At 50.9% G+C, this 16,608-nt stretch carries 16 protein-coding genes and 1 tRNA gene; 10 read left to right on the plus strand and 7 right to left on the minus strand.

Annotated features, from left to right (window positions below; translation table 11 throughout):
• Nucleotides 1–30: 30 nt before the first annotated feature.
• Nucleotides 31–381: a Grx4 family monothiol glutaredoxin gene (locus tag KKH3_RS10920; RefSeq protein ID WP_039359317.1), complete on the minus strand. Its 351-nt coding sequence runs from the start codon at nt 379–381 to the stop codon at nt 31–33.
• A gap of 342 nt (nt 382–723) precedes the next feature.
• Between KKH3_RS10920 and KKH3_RS10925 the strand changes: the two genes are divergently transcribed.
• The gene (locus tag KKH3_RS10925; RefSeq protein WP_039359321.1) at nt 724–1,572 is read left to right on the plus strand and encodes a C40 family peptidase; all 849 of its coding nucleotides are present in this window, start codon (nt 724–726) and stop codon (nt 1,570–1,572) included.
• A 169-nt stretch (nt 1,573–1,741) separates the two neighbouring features.
• Here the strand turns inward: KKH3_RS10925 and cydH are convergent, their stop codons facing one another.
• Nucleotides 1,742–1,831 carry a cytochrome bd-I oxidase subunit CydH gene (gene cydH / locus KKH3_RS22280; protein ID WP_102116387.1) on the minus strand — a complete coding sequence of 30 codons (90 nt, stop codon included), beginning with the start codon at nt 1,829–1,831 and terminating at the stop codon, nt 1,742–1,744.
• Between the two features lie 389 nt (nt 1,832–2,220).
• Between cydH and purR the strand changes: the two genes are divergently transcribed.
• Nucleotides 2,221–3,246: an HTH-type transcriptional repressor PurR gene (gene purR, locus KKH3_RS10930; protein ID WP_039359323.1), complete on the plus strand. Its 1,026-nt coding sequence runs from the start codon at nt 2,221–2,223 to the stop codon at nt 3,244–3,246.
• Between the two features lie 346 nt (nt 3,247–3,592).
• Nucleotides 3,593–4,744: a cyclopropane fatty acyl phospholipid synthase gene (cfa, locus tag KKH3_RS10935; RefSeq protein WP_039359325.1), complete on the plus strand. Its 1,152-nt coding sequence runs from the start codon at nt 3,593–3,595 to the stop codon at nt 4,742–4,744.
• Between the two features lie 61 nt (nt 4,745–4,805).
• Here cfa and KKH3_RS10940 read toward each other — a convergent pair whose 3' ends face one another.
• The gene (locus KKH3_RS10940) at nt 4,806–5,441 is read right to left on the minus strand and encodes a riboflavin synthase (RefSeq protein ID WP_039359327.1); all 636 of its coding nucleotides are present in this window, start codon (nt 5,439–5,441) and stop codon (nt 4,806–4,808) included.
• A gap of 246 nt (nt 5,442–5,687) precedes the next feature.
• Here KKH3_RS10940 and KKH3_RS10945 point away from each other — a divergent pair, with 246 nt between their 5' ends.
• The 6 genes from KKH3_RS10945 (at nt 5,688) to KKH3_RS10970 (ending at nt 12,050) form a co-directional block, all read left to right on the plus strand.
• Entirely contained in the window at nt 5,688–7,061 is a 1,374-nt protein-coding gene (locus KKH3_RS10945) for an MATE family efflux transporter (RefSeq protein ID WP_039359330.1), read from the plus strand.
• Nucleotides 7,062–7,244: 183 nt separating this feature from the next.
• Nucleotides 7,245–7,321: transfer RNA gene (locus KKH3_RS10950), tRNA-Val, on the plus strand.
• A 284-nt stretch (nt 7,322–7,605) separates the two neighbouring features.
• Nucleotides 7,606–9,159, plus strand: a complete 1,554-nt coding sequence (locus KKH3_RS10955) for an L-lactate permease (RefSeq protein WP_039359333.1) — start codon at nt 7,606–7,608, stop codon at nt 9,157–9,159.
• Between the two features lie 45 nt (nt 9,160–9,204).
• Nucleotides 9,205–9,924: a (Fe-S)-binding protein gene (locus KKH3_RS10960; RefSeq protein ID WP_039359336.1), complete on the plus strand. Its 720-nt coding sequence runs from the start codon at nt 9,205–9,207 to the stop codon at nt 9,922–9,924.
• A gap of 9 nt (nt 9,925–9,933) precedes the next feature.
• Complete coding sequence (locus KKH3_RS10965; RefSeq protein WP_039359339.1) at nt 9,934–11,355, plus strand: LutB/LldF family L-lactate oxidation iron-sulfur protein; 1,422 nt, start codon at nt 9,934–9,936, stop codon at nt 11,353–11,355.
• Nucleotides 11,355–12,050, plus strand: a complete 696-nt coding sequence (locus KKH3_RS10970; protein WP_039359342.1) for a LutC/YkgG family protein — start codon at nt 11,355–11,357, stop codon at nt 12,048–12,050. Before KKH3_RS10965 ends, KKH3_RS10970 begins: the two co-directional genes overlap by 1 nt.
• 107 nt (nt 12,051–12,157) lie before the next feature.
• Here KKH3_RS10970 and KKH3_RS10975 read toward each other — a convergent pair whose 3' ends face one another.
• Together KKH3_RS10975 and KKH3_RS10980 are read right to left on the minus strand one after the other, a co-directional pair.
• Nucleotides 12,158–12,859: an aspartate/glutamate racemase family protein gene (locus tag KKH3_RS10975; RefSeq protein WP_039359344.1), complete on the minus strand. Its 702-nt coding sequence runs from the start codon at nt 12,857–12,859 to the stop codon at nt 12,158–12,160.
• 41 nt (nt 12,860–12,900) lie between these two features.
• Nucleotides 12,901–13,107: a tautomerase family protein gene (locus KKH3_RS10980; protein WP_039359347.1), complete on the minus strand. Its 207-nt coding sequence runs from the start codon at nt 13,105–13,107 to the stop codon at nt 12,901–12,903.
• 102 nt (nt 13,108–13,209) lie between these two features.
• Between KKH3_RS10980 and KKH3_RS10985 the strand changes: the two genes are divergently transcribed.
• Nucleotides 13,210–14,064, plus strand: a complete 855-nt coding sequence (locus KKH3_RS10985) for a LysR family transcriptional regulator (protein WP_039362359.1) — start codon at nt 13,210–13,212, stop codon at nt 14,062–14,064.
• Between the two features lie 17 nt (nt 14,065–14,081).
• Here the strand turns inward: KKH3_RS10985 and KKH3_RS10990 are convergent, their stop codons facing one another.
• Nucleotides 14,082–15,023, minus strand: a complete 942-nt coding sequence (locus KKH3_RS10990) for an AEC family transporter (protein ID WP_039359350.1) — start codon at nt 15,021–15,023, stop codon at nt 14,082–14,084.
• 105 nt (nt 15,024–15,128) lie between these two features.
• Nucleotides 15,129–16,601, minus strand: coding sequence for a glycoside hydrolase family 1 protein (locus KKH3_RS10995; protein WP_039359353.1), 1,473 nt, complete (start codon nt 16,599–16,601; stop codon nt 15,129–15,131).
• Nucleotides 16,602–16,608: the final 7 nt, after the last annotated feature.

Below are 16,608 nucleotides of genomic sequence, written 5' to 3' on the forward strand. Positions count from 1 at the left end.
TTGACATCGTCATTACGCCAGAAGAAAGCCTTACTCTTGATCGGCCTGCTGCGCTTTGTATTTGTCTGCCGTTTCTTTGATCAGCGGTTGCAGTTCACCGCGCTGAAACATTTCCATCACGATATCACAACCGCCAATCAGCTCGCCGTCAACCCACAGCTGCGGGAATGTCGGCCAATTCGCGTATTTCGGTAGCTCAGCGCGAATGTCTGGGTTCTGCAAAATATCAACATACGCAAAACGTTCGCCACAGGCAGACAGCGCCTGAACAGTCTGTGCGGAAAAGCCGCAGCTTGGCAATTTCGGGGAACCTTTCATGTACAGCAGAATCGGGTTTTCAGCAATTTGGCGCTGAATTTTTTCAATTGTCGGTGTCGTCATCTTCTTGCTTCCTTAATTCTATAGGATGGCTAACGTCCAAAACGCTAACCATGAGCCGCCGTCAGAGATGCTACGACAGCGACATTGACTCAGTGATATTGTACCGATGCCACTAGCCACAAAAAAACGCCATTTTTTGTAAGGTTATTTTTTTCCTGAAAGCATTCATCATTGATGAAATCAACGTCAGAAAACGCTGATAAATCAATCGAAAAAATAACTATTAACGTTTTTTCACTATTCTGTATGAATAAAGAGGCCATGCCCACTTTTTTATAACACCGTTTTCAGGAATACTGTGGGGATTGAGCGAGTTAAGGATTATGTTCGGTCACTTTTATTATGCGCTTATTTATTACTCTTTTTATATTATTTTTCAGTAATCTATCCCTGAACGTGGTTCAGGCTGCGCCGTCTACCCCGCATTCTGCGCCGAAGAAAAGCGCCGTGGCAGAAACGAATAAGAAAAGCCGTCAAACAAAGGGTAATGCTAAATCACCGACGCCGATCAAAAGCAAAAAACCAGAACCTACCGCAGTCAGCAATAAAACCCAATCCCGTACCGCGAGCAAAGCGACAGAAAAAAAGCCGTCACGGACGCAAAGTAGTACACCTGCGCTAGTGAAAAAAAATCTTAAAAAGCTGAAGTCTGAAGAGAAACAAACAACCGCACAAACCAGAGTCAAAACCGGTCTGAAGAAGACCGCACTCAAGGGTAAGGCAGATAAAAATCCGTCGCTGACAGAAAAAGGAATGGCGTTAAGCGCTGCGCATAAAAAGCGCTATCAGCATGCCAAAACAACGGCAATGAATAAGTTGATGAGCCAGATAGGCAAGCCTTACCACTGGGGCGGTTCATCTCCCTTTACTGGGTTCGACTGTAGCGGACTGGTTTATTACGCCTACAAAGATGTCGTTAAAATCCAAATTCCACGCACCGCAAACGAAATGTATCACCTGCGCGACGCCGCTCCGATTAAAAAGAGCGAGCTGGAAAGTGGCGATTTGGTCTTTTTCCGCATCAATAATCGTGGCGCGGCCGATCACGTCGGAGTTTATCTGGGGGAAGGGAAATTCATTCAGTCGCCGCGTACAGGCTCAGATATTCGTATCAGCAAGTTGAGTGAAGATTATTGGCAGGAGCACTACGTTGGCGCGCGTCGTGTAGTGACACCGCAAACCATTCGTTAAGAACAGATTATATCTCTTGTATACCCTAAATAATTCGAGTTTCAGGACAAAACGTTAACGTTTTGAACAACGCCAACGCACATGCAACTTGAAGTATGGCGGGTATAAAAGCGATTCAGACACGTTTATGGCATCATCAACGTGTCTGAATATCTAACCAGTCGTTTGGTTAGTTCAGCACCGCTGTAAAACTAAACACGATGATCACCGCCAACGAACCAATAGTTGTCAGCAAAGACATCTTCAGATCTGTATCCATAAATGACTCCTTATTAACGAACAAATTTTATCTGAAAGCTTCATCTGAAAAGACACAACCCTGCACAGCCGAGCGCGTTTAGGTAGTTAAAGCCACAAATAATAGGGTTATTACGATTCTTTCATAATTCTAGCGAAAAATCTCGGACGAATGCATCACTAATAGTATAAATTAGCCCTTCCACTTTCATGATAAATCGGACACAATCCGCTGTTTATGAAAGCGCTGCGTATCAGTCGAAAAACGTCAACCCAGATCCCTTCGGTATAACATTCGGCATTCTCCTTCTGAAATCCTGTTTTTTAGCTTAGAAGAAGAACATTAAACGTAGGCAAACGATTAACAATATACTTACGTCTATAACAGGTAAGTTCAGGAGTCATTTTTAGATGGCAACGATTAAAGATGTGGCAAAGCGTGCTGGCGTTTCTACCACAACCGTATCGCACGTGATCAATAAAACACGTTTCGTCGCCGAAGAGACTAAGGCAGCCGTCAGGGCAGCAATCAAAGAATTGCACTATTCACCCAGCGCCGTCGCCCGCAGCCTCAAAGTTAATCACACTAAATCTATCGGCTTGCTGGCCACCTCCAGCGAAGCCCCCTATTTCGCCGAGATCATTGAAGCCGTTGAAAACAGCTGCTATGCCAAAGGCTACACGCTGGTGCTGTGTAATTCGCATAACGACATCGGCAAGCAGCGCGCCTACCTTTCCATGCTGGCGCAAAAACGTGTCGACGGCCTGTTGGTGATGTGCGCCGAGTACCCACCAGAACTATTGTCGATGTTGGAAGATTATCGCAGCATTCCGATGGTCGTTATGGACTGGGGACAAATGCACAGCGATTTTACCGATACGATTATCGATAACGCCTTTGAAGGTGGTTATATGGCAGGTCGCTACCTGATCGAACGCGGCCATCGTGATATCGGTGCCATCCCCGGCACTCAAGAACGCAATACCGGCAGCGGACGCTACCTCGGTTTTTTAAAAGCACTGAAGGAAGCCGACATTTCCGTGCGCGACGAATGGGTGGTTCGGGGCGATTTTGAACCGGAGTCCGGCTATAAAGCCATGCATCAGATTCTCGCACAGAAACAGCGGCCAACCGCCGTATTCTGCGGCGGCGATATTATGGCGATGGGTGCTATCTGTGCGGCTGACGAACTGGGTCTGCGCGTACCGCAGGATATTTCGGTGATCGGTTATGACAACGTGCGCCACGCACGCTTCTTTACACCTGCGCTGACCACCATCCACCAGCCAAAGGAGCGTCTGGGCCAGTCCGCGTTCTCTATGCTCTTGGATCGCATAACCAGTAAACGGGAAGATGCGCACGTCATTGAAGTACACCCGACGCTGATTGAACGTCGTTCAGTGGCAGATGGCCCTTACCTCGACTATCGCCGCTAACCGCAGCCATTCTATACAGACGATTTTCTTATCCCTGCCAGCTTTCCCTCTCTGCTTCAGCCAGCTTTCTTGTAGGCTGGCTGAAGCCGTTCTAATTCTATACCCTAAATAATCGAGTTGCATGACAACACGCTAGCGTTTTGCACAACGTCAAAGCGTTGGCCCTTTAGGGCGAGGCTCATGAATGAGCCGAGTAACGGACGTAGCCGACGTACATGCGGCTTGAAGTATGACGGGTATAATACCGTGTTTCATTTTCTCTGGTGACAGCCGATACCCCGGCTGCGATAAGTGTTTTCCAGGTCTGTTTACGATACTTTTATCTAAGAAAAGTTAAGGAGACACGATGAGTTCACCTTATACAGAAGAATGGGATGAGGAGACCGCCCCCTGGTTCCACATCGTACAGGACATGTTGGCTAGCGCGGATATCACCATCAACGGTACCCGTCCTTTTGATATCCAGGTGATCAACCCCGGTTTTTTTAAGCGCGTTCTGCAAGAAGGATCGTTGGGGTTGGGAGAAAGCTACATGGATGGATGGTGGGAATGTGAACAGCTGGATATGTTCTCCCATCGCGTCCTGCGTGCGGATCTGGAAGCGAAACTCCCCCGCCGATTGCACGATCTTACGCGAGTCGCCCTCTCCCGTATCACGAATTTGCAGTCCCGTCGACGCGCTCAGATTGTCGGTAAAGCGCATTACGATTTAGGTAATGACCTGTTTACCCTGATGCTGGATCCCTACATGCAGTACTCCTGCGCTTACTGGAAACAGGCACAAACGCTGGAACAGGCGCAGGAAGACAAACTCGCCATGATTTGCGAAAAACTCCAGTTAACATCAGGGATGACGCTGCTGGATATCGGCTGCGGTTGGGGCGGGCTTGCGGAGTTTGCAGCCCGGCACTATGGCGTATCAGTTTACGGCATCACGATTTCAAAGGAGCAGCAAATGCTGGCACAGCAGCGCTGTCAGAATCTGGACGTCACCATTGAACGACAGGATTATCGCGATCTCAATCGGCAATTTGATCGTATCGTGTCAGTTGGCATGTTTGAACACGTCGGGCCACGCAACTATGACAATTACTTTCGCATCGTGCGGCGTAATCTAAAGCCTAATGGGCTGTTTCTCTTACATACCATCGGAGCCAATAAGACCGACCCATACCTCGATCCCTGGACTCATAAATACATTTTCCCCAACGGCTGTATTCCCTCCATACGGCACATTGCGCAGGCGAGTGAGCCTTACATGGTGATGGAGGATTGGCACAATTTCGGCACCGATTACGATCGCACATTAATGGCATGGCATGCACGTTTTCAGCAAGGCTGGCCGCAGCTTTCCCCACGCTACCCTGCCCGCTTCCGCCGAATGTTCAGTTACTATCTTAACCTTTGCGCGGGAGCCTTCAGAGCGAGAACGCTCCAACTCTGGCAAGTCGTGTTTAGCCTGGAGGGCGTCGAAGGAGGATTGCGTGTTGCACGCTGACAGGAAAGAAAAACCGGACGATGCGGTTCGTCCGGTTTACAAGAATATGCAGTGCAGGATATCAGCCTTCGTTGGCGAGATCGCTCGCCTGCTTGCTAGCCAACACACGCTCGACCGTATCCACCACGGCCTGTGTCTGCGGGTCGATTTCAATATTGATACGATTCCCCAGACGTTTCTGGCCCAGAGTTGTGCGATTCAGCGTTTCTGGGATTAAATGCACGCAGAAGCGCCCGCGAGTGACTTCCCCCACCGTCAGGCTGATACCATCAATCCCAACGAAGCCTTTATGCAGTACGTATTTCATCAGTGCTTCATCTGCCAGACGGAACCAAATCTGATGGTTATTCTCTGAAACCTGAATCTTAACCACTTCCGCCGTACACATGATGTGGCCCGACATGACGTGTCCACCGATCTCATCACCGAATTTTGCGGCTCGCTCAATATTTACGACATCGCCCTCATGAATATCGCCCAGATTCGTTAACCGCAGCGTTTCCTTCATGAGATCAAAACTGACACGATCGCCGTCAATAGCGGTTACCGTCAGGCAGCAGCCATTGTGTGCCACGGAGGCTCCGGGCACGAGCCCTGGCAGTAGCTCGGGTGGGAGTTGGACAATATGCGTGCGAAAATTGGATTTTTCTTCAATCGACACCACCGGCGCGGTGCCCTGAACAATACCGGTAAACATGCGGTTTGCCTCTTAAAACCAAAAAAATGACTCAGTGCAGTGTGCCCGATATTGCGCGGAAAACCAAACCGGAATGCCGTATACCCGATTGCTGTCTAAATCGTAACGTAACAAAAAGAATATATTTTCTTCCATGCTGGTTTACTTTCGTTAAGCCGTTACAATAATGCACTCTTTATCCCAGTCTGTTTTTCATATCTGAGTCATTTATCCTGCTATTACGTTAGTCATTCAAGGAAGGTATCCGTGCAACAGTATCTGACAGAAGCGCGTAAATTATCGGTGCTTGCTGTTCCTGTCATTATTGCGCAAGTGTCCCAAACGTCGATGGGTGTGGTTGACACCGTCATGGCCGGTGCGTACAGCGCCACCGATATGGCCGCCGTCGCGGTGGGAACCTCAATCTGGCTACCCGCCATTCTTTTTGGTCATGGCCTGCTACTGGCGTTAACGCCCGTTGTCGCACAGCTCAACGGTTCCGGCCGTCGCGATCGTATTTCTCATCAGGTGCGACAGTCCTTTTTCCTCGCGGCCATCATTTCGGTGCTGACGATGCTGGTGCTGTATCAGGGAGAATACGCCATTAACCTGATGAGCGACGGTTCGCCTGAACTGGCTGCGAAAGCCATCGGCTATCTACACGCGTTGCTGTGGGGCGTACCTGGTTATCTGTTCTATCAGGTTTTGCGCTGCCAGTGTGAAGGGCTGTCCAAAACCTACCCCGGCATGATGATTGGATTCATCGGGCTGTTAATCAACATCCCGATTAACTACATATTTATCCACGGTAAATTTGGTCTGCCCGAATTGGGCGGCGTAGGTTGCGGCGTCGCCACCGCGTCGGTTTACTGGATCATGATGCTGCTGATGATGCTCTATACCCGACGAGCCTCCTGGTTACGCGATATCCGTCTTCATCGCCCGGCATTCCGGCCAGATTTTACCGTGCTGAAGCGCCTGTTTGGTCTCGGTTTGCCCATCGCACTGGCTCTGCTTTTTGAAGTCACGCTGTTTGCCGTTGTTGCTCTACTGGTGTTACCGCTGGGTGTTGTCGATGTCGCCGGTCACCAAATTGCCCTGAACTTCAGTTCGCTGATGTTCGTCCTTCCACTCTCGGTGGGCGTCGCTACCACCATTCGCGTTGGACATCGCTTAGGGGAAGGTTCGGTTGAGGACGCCCGTATTGCCGCGTACACAGGCATCATGGCCGGCGTAGCGTTAGCCTGCTGCACAGCAATTTTCACCACACTGCTGCGTGAACCCATTGCCCTGCTCTACAATCAGGACCCGCTAGTGGTCGCGATGGCCTCTCAGCTCATGCTGTTGGCTGCCGTTTATCAAATATCCGATGCCGTTCAGGTCATCGGCACCGGCGTACTGCGTGGCTATAAAGACACCCGTTCAATTTTCTATATTACTTTCGTCGCGTATTGGGTATTGGGGTTACCAAGCGGCTACCTGCTGGCGTTAACCGATGTCATCGTGCCACGCATGGGGCCTGCGGGTTTCTGGTGTGGTTTCATCATTGGTCTGACAGCAGCAGCGGTGATGATGGTGACGCGGATTCGTTTTCTTCAGCGCCAACCCGCCGCACGGATTTTAGCGCGCGCCGCTCGCTAGATAACGTCTCACCCAATTTATACCTAAGCCTGAATACGGGTATCGCCGAAAAAAACGGCGAAATGGATACAAGCCCAGCAGTCGCACTGGCAAGAGCACAAAATTGCATTTTTCCTCTTGCCAGTTTTCCCCTTGCTCGCTACTATTCGTCCCGCTGTCAGACAGGCAGCGCGGTATCTTAATGCGTTCATAGCTCAGTTGGTTAGAGCACCACCTTGACATGGTGGGGGTCGTTGGTTCGAGTCCAATTGAACGCACCATTCCTTGTTTTTTCTCCTCCATTTCTCTTAAATTACCGTTCATTTTTCACTCGCCTCATGAAATAAACGCACGATCCTGATTCGTTCATGCCCTCTATTTCGCCAATTTAAGTAACTTAATTAATCATTAAGTAACTAATATCAATATTATTTTGCACTTCTTCGTTTCATCTGACCCGATTCAGCTAAAATTATTCAATAACCATTCATTATATAAGTGTATATAGCACCACATTGGTATCCCTTGTTTTTACCTCTTAACATCAGGATGTCAGGACACCGCTATGCACAATTATTTATATTTTTTGCTGGGTAGCTTCCCACTGTTGGTCATGATTGTTCTTATCCTAAAAATAAAAACACCTATCCATCACGCGGTGCTGATTACGCTGGCACTCACCGTGATTATTACCTCCCTATTCTGGCACACACCGCTGAAAACGCTGGGGTTAGCAGTAAGCTATGGCGCGTTGAAAGGGCTATGGCCAATTATCATCGTCATTCTGGGAGCGATATACAGTTATAACCTGATGCAAAAGACGCGCAGTATGGATGTGCTACGCGATGTCCTCGCCAGTGTGAGCGATGATAAACGTATTCAGGTATTGCTCATTTCATGGTGTTTTGGTGGTTTTCTCGAAGCCGCAGCGGGTTATGGCACCGCAGTCGCGATCCCCATCGGCATACTTATCGCACTTGGCTTTAATCCAATGAAAGCGGCCATCGCATCACTGGTCGCCAATACTGTCCCCACCGCCTTTGGCGCCGTCGGCATTCCGGTTTCTATTTTAGCGGAACAGGTTCACCTTCCCGTTACCACATTAAGTGCCACAGTTGTGCAACAACTGGCGTTGTTCAACATCCTCCTGCCCTTTGTCATCGTTGCCATCATCGGGGGCGGCATTAAAGCTATTCGTGGTGTGTTCGCTATTACGCTGGTGTGCGGCGTGACCACGCTGGTGCCACAGTACATTGTGGCTGCCCACCTCGGTGCCGAACTGCCCGCTTTCGCAGGCAGTTTAGTCAGCCTGATTGCTGTCACGTTAATGGCGAAATGCCGCAAGAAAGATACCGAAGCGGCCTACCTCATCGACAGCGCTCAACGTGCGTCCCTATCTGGCTATTCTGCCAGCCAGTTGTTACGTGCCTGTGCGATTTATATCCTAATTTTTAGCTTTATCCTGCTTTGCTCTCCACTGTTCCCCGCAATCAAAAGCACCGTCTCTCAAGTGGCGTCCATCATTCCTTTCCACCTGACGGATACCCAAGTGCTGAAATTGAAGATTGACTGGATTGCCACTCCCGGCGTTCTGATCATCATCGCCAGTCTGCTAGGCGGTTTTATACAGGGAGCGAATCTGGGAACCATGCTGAGTGTCTTCTTTAGCACGGTAAAACAGCTCAGGAACTCGATTATCGCGATTACCGCCATCGTCGCCATGGCGACGGTAATGGATGTCAGCGGGCTGATCGCCACGCTGGCACAAACGATGGTCGATGTAACCGGAGGGGGTTATCTGTTTATTGCCCCGGTGATTGGAGCATTAGGCACCTTTGTCACCGGCAGCGACACCAATTCCAACGTGCTGTTTGGCAAATTGCAAACGATGGCCGCGGAAAAACTGCACGTCGACCCTGTCTGGCTGGCCGCGGCGAATACCGCCGGTGCCACTGGCGGCAAAATGATATCGCCACAAAGTATCGCCATTGCGGTGTCAGCAACACGCATGGAAGGACAAGGCAGCGCGATTATGTCCGGCACACTGAAGTATTGCGGCGTCTACATCATCATTCTTGGGCTCAAGGTCGGCCTGGTTTACTACCTGTTTATGGCCTGATGACACTATAAAAAATCCATCTACATTGAGTAATGGGAGTCTGTCGTGAATGTTAATTTTTTTGTTACCTGTATTGGTGACGCACTGAAATCCCGCATGGCGCGTGATTCTGTACTGCTACTGGAGCAGTTGGGTTGCACCGTGCATTTTCCCGAAAAACAGTCATGCTGCGGGCAACCCGCCATCAACGGCGGTTATATCAACAGCGCCATTCCGGGTATGAAAAGTGTGATTGCCGCACTGGAAGACAATGACGACCCGATCATTTCTCCCGCGGGTTCGTGTATGAACGCCATCCGTCACTATCCTGAGTATCTGGCCGATGAACCCGAATGGGTGATCCGTGCTGAACGTGTCGCCGAGCGGATGAAAGATCTGACCTCATTCATTGTCAATACGCTTGGCGTGACGGACGTTGGCGCACGTCTGCCAGGAACCGCCGTTTATCACCCTTCCTGTAGCCTGTTTCGCAAGCTGGGCGTGCGCGAAGAACCTGTCACGTTGCTCAGCCATGTTCAAGATCTGCATTTGCTGCCGTTTAAGGCAGAAGAGACCTGTTGCGGCTTCGGCGGCACCTTCTCGGTGAAGATGGCAGAAATTTCCGGCGAAATGGTCAAAGAGAAAGTCAACCATATGATGGATGTCAAACCCGACTATCTGATTGGTGCCGATGTCAGTTGCCTGCTTAATATAGGTGGCCGAATGCAGCGTGAAGGGCATCCTGTCAAGGTGATGCACATCGCCGAAGTCCTGATGAGCCGTTAAGGAGAGAATATGAGCCTGAAAACCAGCGATGTTAAATTCAAGGATCGTATTCAAACTCAGATTCACGATCCCATCATGCGCAAGGCCGTTGCCAATGCGCAGGAACGTATCGGTGCGAATCGGCAAAAAATGGTCGATGAGCTAGGGCATTGGGAAGCATGGCGCGATCACGCCGCCCAGATCCGCGAGCATGTGCTTGATAATCTCGATGCGTACCTTTACCAGCTCTCAGAAAAAGTGACAGCCAACGGCGGACACGTCTATTTCGCCAAAACCAAAGAGGATGCCACCCGCTATATCCTTCAGGTTGCCCAAGCTAATCATGCTAAAAAAGTCGTCAAAGCGAAATCAATGGTCACCGAAGAAATCGGCATGAACCACGTCTTGCAGCAGGCGGGAATTGACGTAATCGAAACCGATTTGGGCGAATATATTTTACAACTGGATCAAGATCCGCCCTCACATGTCGTCGTGCCCGCCATTCATAAAGATCGCTATCAGATTCGTAAAGTGCTGCACGAAAAATTAGGCTATGACGGACCGGAAACGCCGGAAGCCATGACGCTGTTCATTCGTCAGAAGATACGTGAGGATTTTCTCAGTGCGGAAATCGGTATCACCGGCTGTAATTTCGCCGTGGCAGAAACCGGGTCGGTGTGCCTGGTCACCAATGAAGGTAATGCGAGAATGTGTACCACGCTGCCAAAAACGCATATTGCGGTGATGGGCATGGAGCGCATTGCACCAACCTTTGAAGAAGTGGACGTCTTGATCACCATGCTAGCGCGTAGTGCGGTCGGCGCGCGCCTAACGGGTTACAACACCTGGCTGACAGGGCCGCGGGAAGCAGGACACGTTGATGGGCCGCAGGAATTTCATCTGGTGATCGTCGATAACGGGCGTTCACAAATTCTCGGCTCCACCTTCCGCGATATTCTACGCTGTATTCGCTGTGGCGCCTGTATCAACACTTGCCCAGCCTATCGTCACATTGGTGGTCACGGCTACGGTTCCATTTATCCTGGCCCGATTGGTGCCGTTATATCTCCCCTGCTGGGGGGCTATCAGGATTTCAAGGAACTGCCCTACGCCTGTTCACTCTGTACCGCCTGCGACACCGTGTGCCCGGTTCGCATTCCTTTGTCGTCATTGATTCTCAAACATCGGCGCGTCATGGCAGAAAATGGCATAACACCGAAAGCCGAACAGCGCGTGACGAAACTATTCAGCTACGTCAACAGCCATCCGACAATCTGGAAAGTCGGGATGATCGCTGGTGCCCGTGCCGCAAGCTGGTTTATTAAAAACGGTAAAACCCCTATTGAGATTGGCGCAATCGGCGAATGGACGGAAGCACGGGATCTGCCAGAGGCAGACGGTGAAAGTTTCCGCAGCTGGTTTAAAAAACATCAGGCGAGAGGAAAAAAATAATGGGAAACCGAGATAGCTTTCTGGCTGATATTGCTCGCCAGCTTGGACGCGACGTGCGCCGCATGCCCATGCCGCGACCAAGGCCAGCCAGCCACCATGCCCAAACCCGTTTAGTCGACCTGACCGCACAGCAGCGTTGTGATGCGTTTATCGATGTCGCGACTAACGTCATGCTGGCACACTGCGAAGTCGTCCCCGAAACTGATGCGGCGCAGGCCGCACAGCGTTTGTGCGATAAATACGGTCATACGCCAGTGATTATCAGCGCTGACCCGCGTTTAGAGGCATTAGGGATCACCGCATGCTTGCAGCGCGAGTGTCAGGCCACCGTATGGGACCCACGGGCGGGAGAAGAAAACCTGCGCCTGGCGGAACAGGCCAAAGTCGGTGTGGTCTACGCGGAATATGGCCTGACCGAATCAGGCGGAGTGGTGCTATTTTCCGCACCAGAGCGAGGGCGCGCCGTCAGCCTGCTGCCGGAATCCTCTCTCTTTGTCCTGCGCAAGAGCACACTGTTGCCACGCGTCGCACAGTTGGCGCAACACCTGCATCACATGGCGCAACACGGTGAACGTATGCCATCTTGTATTAATATTATTGGCGGCCCAAGCTCTACCGCCGATATTGAGCTCATCAAGGTTGTCGGCGTCCACGGACCGATTAATGCGGCTTATCTGATTGTTGAAGACTGTTGAGTGCTTGGGCAGGTGGCTTCGCCGCCTGCCAGACTCAGCGACAAAACGTATTCACCGTGGGCAGCCAACATTACACGGGCGTGGCTCACCTGACAGAATGAGGAATTCTATCGATCCTCTGTCAGAATGATTGCCAGCAACGTATCAATATGACTTTGCATGGTGTCCAGCGTTGCGACCGGTAAGGTCACGCCGCTGAATAACAGTGGCAGTTCGGTACAGCCAAGAATGACCGCATCGACCCCGCTTTCCTGCTTCATACGCTGCACAATATTCACAAAATCAGTCAGTGTCGTTGGTTTTATGATGCCGTGCTCTAATTCGGTCGTTATTTTGTCATCAATCTGCGCTATCGTCGTAGCATCGGGAACGATCACCGTAATACCGCGCTCACGGAACGGTTTCTTGAAAAAGTCCTCTTCCATTGTGAAGCGCGTTCCCAACAAACCGACCTTCTTTACGCCCAACCGCACGGCATCGTCTCTGGTCGATTCGATAATACTGACCAGTGGAACCGTAGCCTGCTTTTGTAACTCATCAAAGACAATGTGCGGCGTATTCCCAGTTAGCGCGACGATATCCGCCCCAGCGGCAGTCAGATTGTTGATACCAGCCATCAGGTAATCAACCAGTGCCGCGTAATTCTTGTTACGGCAGAGCGCCAGTACGTCAAACACGTTCAGGCTTTCTATCGTCAGATTCGGAAAAAAGGCAGTGCCAACCCGACGCTGTGCTTCATACACCAATTTACGGTAGTAGAGCAGCGTAGATTCCGGCCCGATGCCGCCAATAAGCCCCAGCTTTTTCATCTTTCCTCTCCGTATAGCTGCATCACCGTTTTGCACGTGCGCTACTTCTGTTTCCGTCGCTGTGTTGTGGTTTCGCCGCCGACGCCCCAGTTGTCCATATCGACCTCATCAATGATGACAACCGTCGTCGCCGGGTTCTTGTTTAGCACTCTGGCAAGCAGTTGCGTCACTTCGAGAATGAGTTCGCTTTTCTGTTCTACCGTCGGGGCTTCAGAACCCCCTGTCACTTTAATATTTACGTAAGGCATGCTGCGTTCCTGATTCGTCTATGTGGTTGAATCACGGTAGAGAAAAGAGATATTCTTTTCAATTGAAAAGAAATGCACACATCATTCTGTTTTGGAGAAAATGTGGAGATTGTCGATCTAAAAACGCTCATTGCACTGGTTGAGCAAGGGGGAATTACGCAGGCGGCCAAAACGCTGAACCGCGTGCCGTCCGCCATTACTACGCGCCTCCAACAGCTTGAGAGCACGCTGGGGGTAGCGCTTTTCCTGCGTGAGAAAAAGCGCTTTATCCTCACACAGGAAGGGCGTTCGCTGTATGACTATGCAAAGCGGATTATCGAGCTGGTTGATGAAGCAGAAAACCGCGTCAGGCACAGCATGCCGGGAGGAAAATTCCGGCTTGGTGCCCTCGATAGCATGGCGGCAACGCGCCTTCCAGCTCCGCTTGCCAGACTCCATGCCCAGAACCCGACGCTGGAGTTAGAACTCTCCACAGGTATCAGCAAATGGCTTTATGACGCGTTACTCGACAATCGTCTTGATGCAGCCTTTCTCGCCGACGCACCACAAGACGATCGTCTGGAACGTCTGCCCGTTTTTGAAGAAGCGTTGTTCATTATCTCGCCCGCAGGACAGAAAGCCATTCATACGCCGGATGATGTTCGCAACGGCACCGTCCTCGCTTTCAGCGATGGCTGTTCGTACCGCGATCGTTTACTTCGCTGGTATCTGGCACATCAACGCAAACCGCAGCGAATTGTCGAGATGACGTCATACCACGCCATTGTCAGCGGTGTCGCAGCAGGTATGGGCATCGGTATCGTGCCAGCCGTACTGCTTACCCTATTCCCCGATCGCTCGTTGATCGGTACGCACGCTATCAGCGGTAGTGAAAGTCGGATTGTGACCGAGTTACTCTGGCGTAAAGGAATGCGCTCTGCCAACCTTTCCGCCCTACTAACCTGTCTGGATAAATAGGGCGTAGTGCTATTCGCTTACGGGCGAATCCAGGACAGATAGACGGTGATTGTCAGGATAGACACGATCGTCGAGTACAGCACCGTGCGTGAGGTGATGCGCGCTTCGCGGCGGTAAAACTCCGCCAGCATAAACGGCCCGGTTCCCGTCGGCAGCGCAGCCAGCAGCACCGCAGTATGAGTCAACAAGGGAGGCAACCCAAAGATCTTAGTGGCAATGATCCAGGTAATGATGGGATGCAGCACCAGTTTTAGCGTGACCAACACCCCCACGATGACAGTCGGTTGAAAAGGCGACTCACGCGAGGTATTGGCCAGAAAAAGCCCCAGTGCGATCAGTGCACAAGGCGACGCCGTGTTGCCCAACAATTTCAGGAAGACATCCACCGGCTCAGGAACACTCAGGCCGCTCAACGGGAAAAACAGTGCCACGGACGGTGCAATCAATAGCGGATTACGTGTCAGTGCACCAGCCACCTTCAACAGCAGTGCTGTCCTGCGCGTTTCCGTCTGGATTCCAACTTCAACAAAGACAATCGCAAAAGCAAAAAGTACGCAGACGGTGATGATCGTGGCAATCAGCGTCGGAGCCATCGCCTCCTGCCCCAGAAACGCCAGCGCCAGCGGAAAACCGATAAACCCCGTATTCGCGTAGCTTGAATTCAATGCATCCAGCGCGGCATCAGCCAAATGGCGAGAGCGATAAAGCTGAAAAGCCAGCGTGAGTGCGAAAACCAACAGCGCACCAAGACCAAACGTCATGATAAAACCGGGCTGCCAGACGTCAGACCACCGGGCATGCGCAATAATATTGAAAAGCAACGCAGGTAGCCCGAGATAGACGACAAATCGATTAAGTTCTGACGTGGCATTCGGACCAAAAATACCGATTTTACGGGTAAACCAGCCGATGAAAATCAGTGCAAAGATAGGTAAGACGACAGCAAAGGTCGATAGCATGACAAAAACCCGATGTTATTTGCAGGATACCGCCCGCTTCCTCAGAAGCAGTAAAAAAAGCCCAGCGACATCGTCGATGAGCTTTTGCGATCCTCTTAATGCCACTTAGTTACTCAGATCGCTGCCATTTGAGGCAATCACTTTCTTATACCAGTAGAAACTTTTCTTACGCGAACGCTTCTTGGTGCCGTTACCCCTATCATCTTGATCGACATGGATAAAGCCATAGCGTTTTGACATTTGCGATGTACTGGCGCTGACCATATCAATAGGCCCCCACCAGGTGTAGCCGAACAGTTTCACGCCATCGGCAATCGCTTCTCGCATTTGCTCAATATGCAGGCGAAGATAATCAATACGGTAATCATCCTCAATTTGACCATTCGATCCTACAACATCCACAGCGCCCAACCCGTTTTCCGCAATAAATACCGGTTTCTGGTAACGATCATAGAGCTGATTGAGCGCCAAGCGCAGCCCTTTCGGGTCAATCTGCCAGCCCCAATCGCTTTCTGGCAGGTATGGGTTTTTGATGCCGCCCGTAATCAGGTTCCCTTTCACGCCTTCCAGACTTTCCGGGTGCGCGCTCACCGTGCTCGACATGTAATAGCTGAACGACACGTAATCCACCGGGTACTGCTTCAAAATCTCGTCATCCCCGATTTCTTTTTGCAGCACGACGCCCTTCTGCGCGAACAATCGTTCCGTCCAGGCGGGATAATAGCCTCTGGCTTGCACATCGCTAAAGAACAGTGACACGCGTTGCACGTCTTCACAGGCTTGTAAATCATCCGGGTGACAGGTATGCGGATACAGAATCTGGTAGCTGATCATGCAACCCACCTGTGAACCGGGGATAATTTGGTGGCAGGCTTTCGTTGCCAGTGCGCTGGCAACAAACTGGTGATGTGCGCCCTGATATTTCGCCTGCTCCAGATTCGGGTGATTCTCTTCAATAACCCCGACGCTCACGTAAGGATGATGTTTCACGCAGTTGATTTCGTTGAACGTCATCCAGTATTTCACTTTCTTACGATAGCGAGTGAAGACAGTGGTCGCGAAACGCACATAAAAATCGATGATCTTACGGTTCGGCCAGCCGCCGTATTCCGTCACCAGCGTCAGCGGCATTTCATAATGTGACAGCGACACAATCGGTTCGATGTTGTGCTTACGCAGTGCGTCAAAGACCTTATCGTAAAACTGAAGCCCCGCTTCATTAGGTTCCTGCTCATCACCACGCGGGAACAGACGCGTCCAGGCAATCGACATGCGAAAACACGTGAAGCCCATCTCGGCAAACAGCGCGATGTCTTCCTCATAGTGGTGATAGAAATCGTTGCCTTGTCGTTTGGGATAGTATTTTTTACTGTTGGGATCCTGCGCTTCCGCTACCTGCGCGTGCGTCATGCCAGCCCATTGATCCAGCCAGCGCGCTTTCGGCGCACTAGCATCAAAAATGAAGACATCAGAAGCAGACAGACCTTTACCATCAACATCGTGCGCACCTTCCAACTGGTTTGCGGCTGTCGCACCGCCCCACAGGAAATCTTCAGGGAATGTTTTATTAAAATTCATCATTTCT

This window comes from Pectobacterium actinidiae (assembly GCF_000803315.1).
In the GTDB taxonomy this organism is placed as follows: domain Bacteria; phylum Pseudomonadota; class Gammaproteobacteria; order Enterobacterales; family Enterobacteriaceae; genus Pectobacterium; species Pectobacterium actinidiae.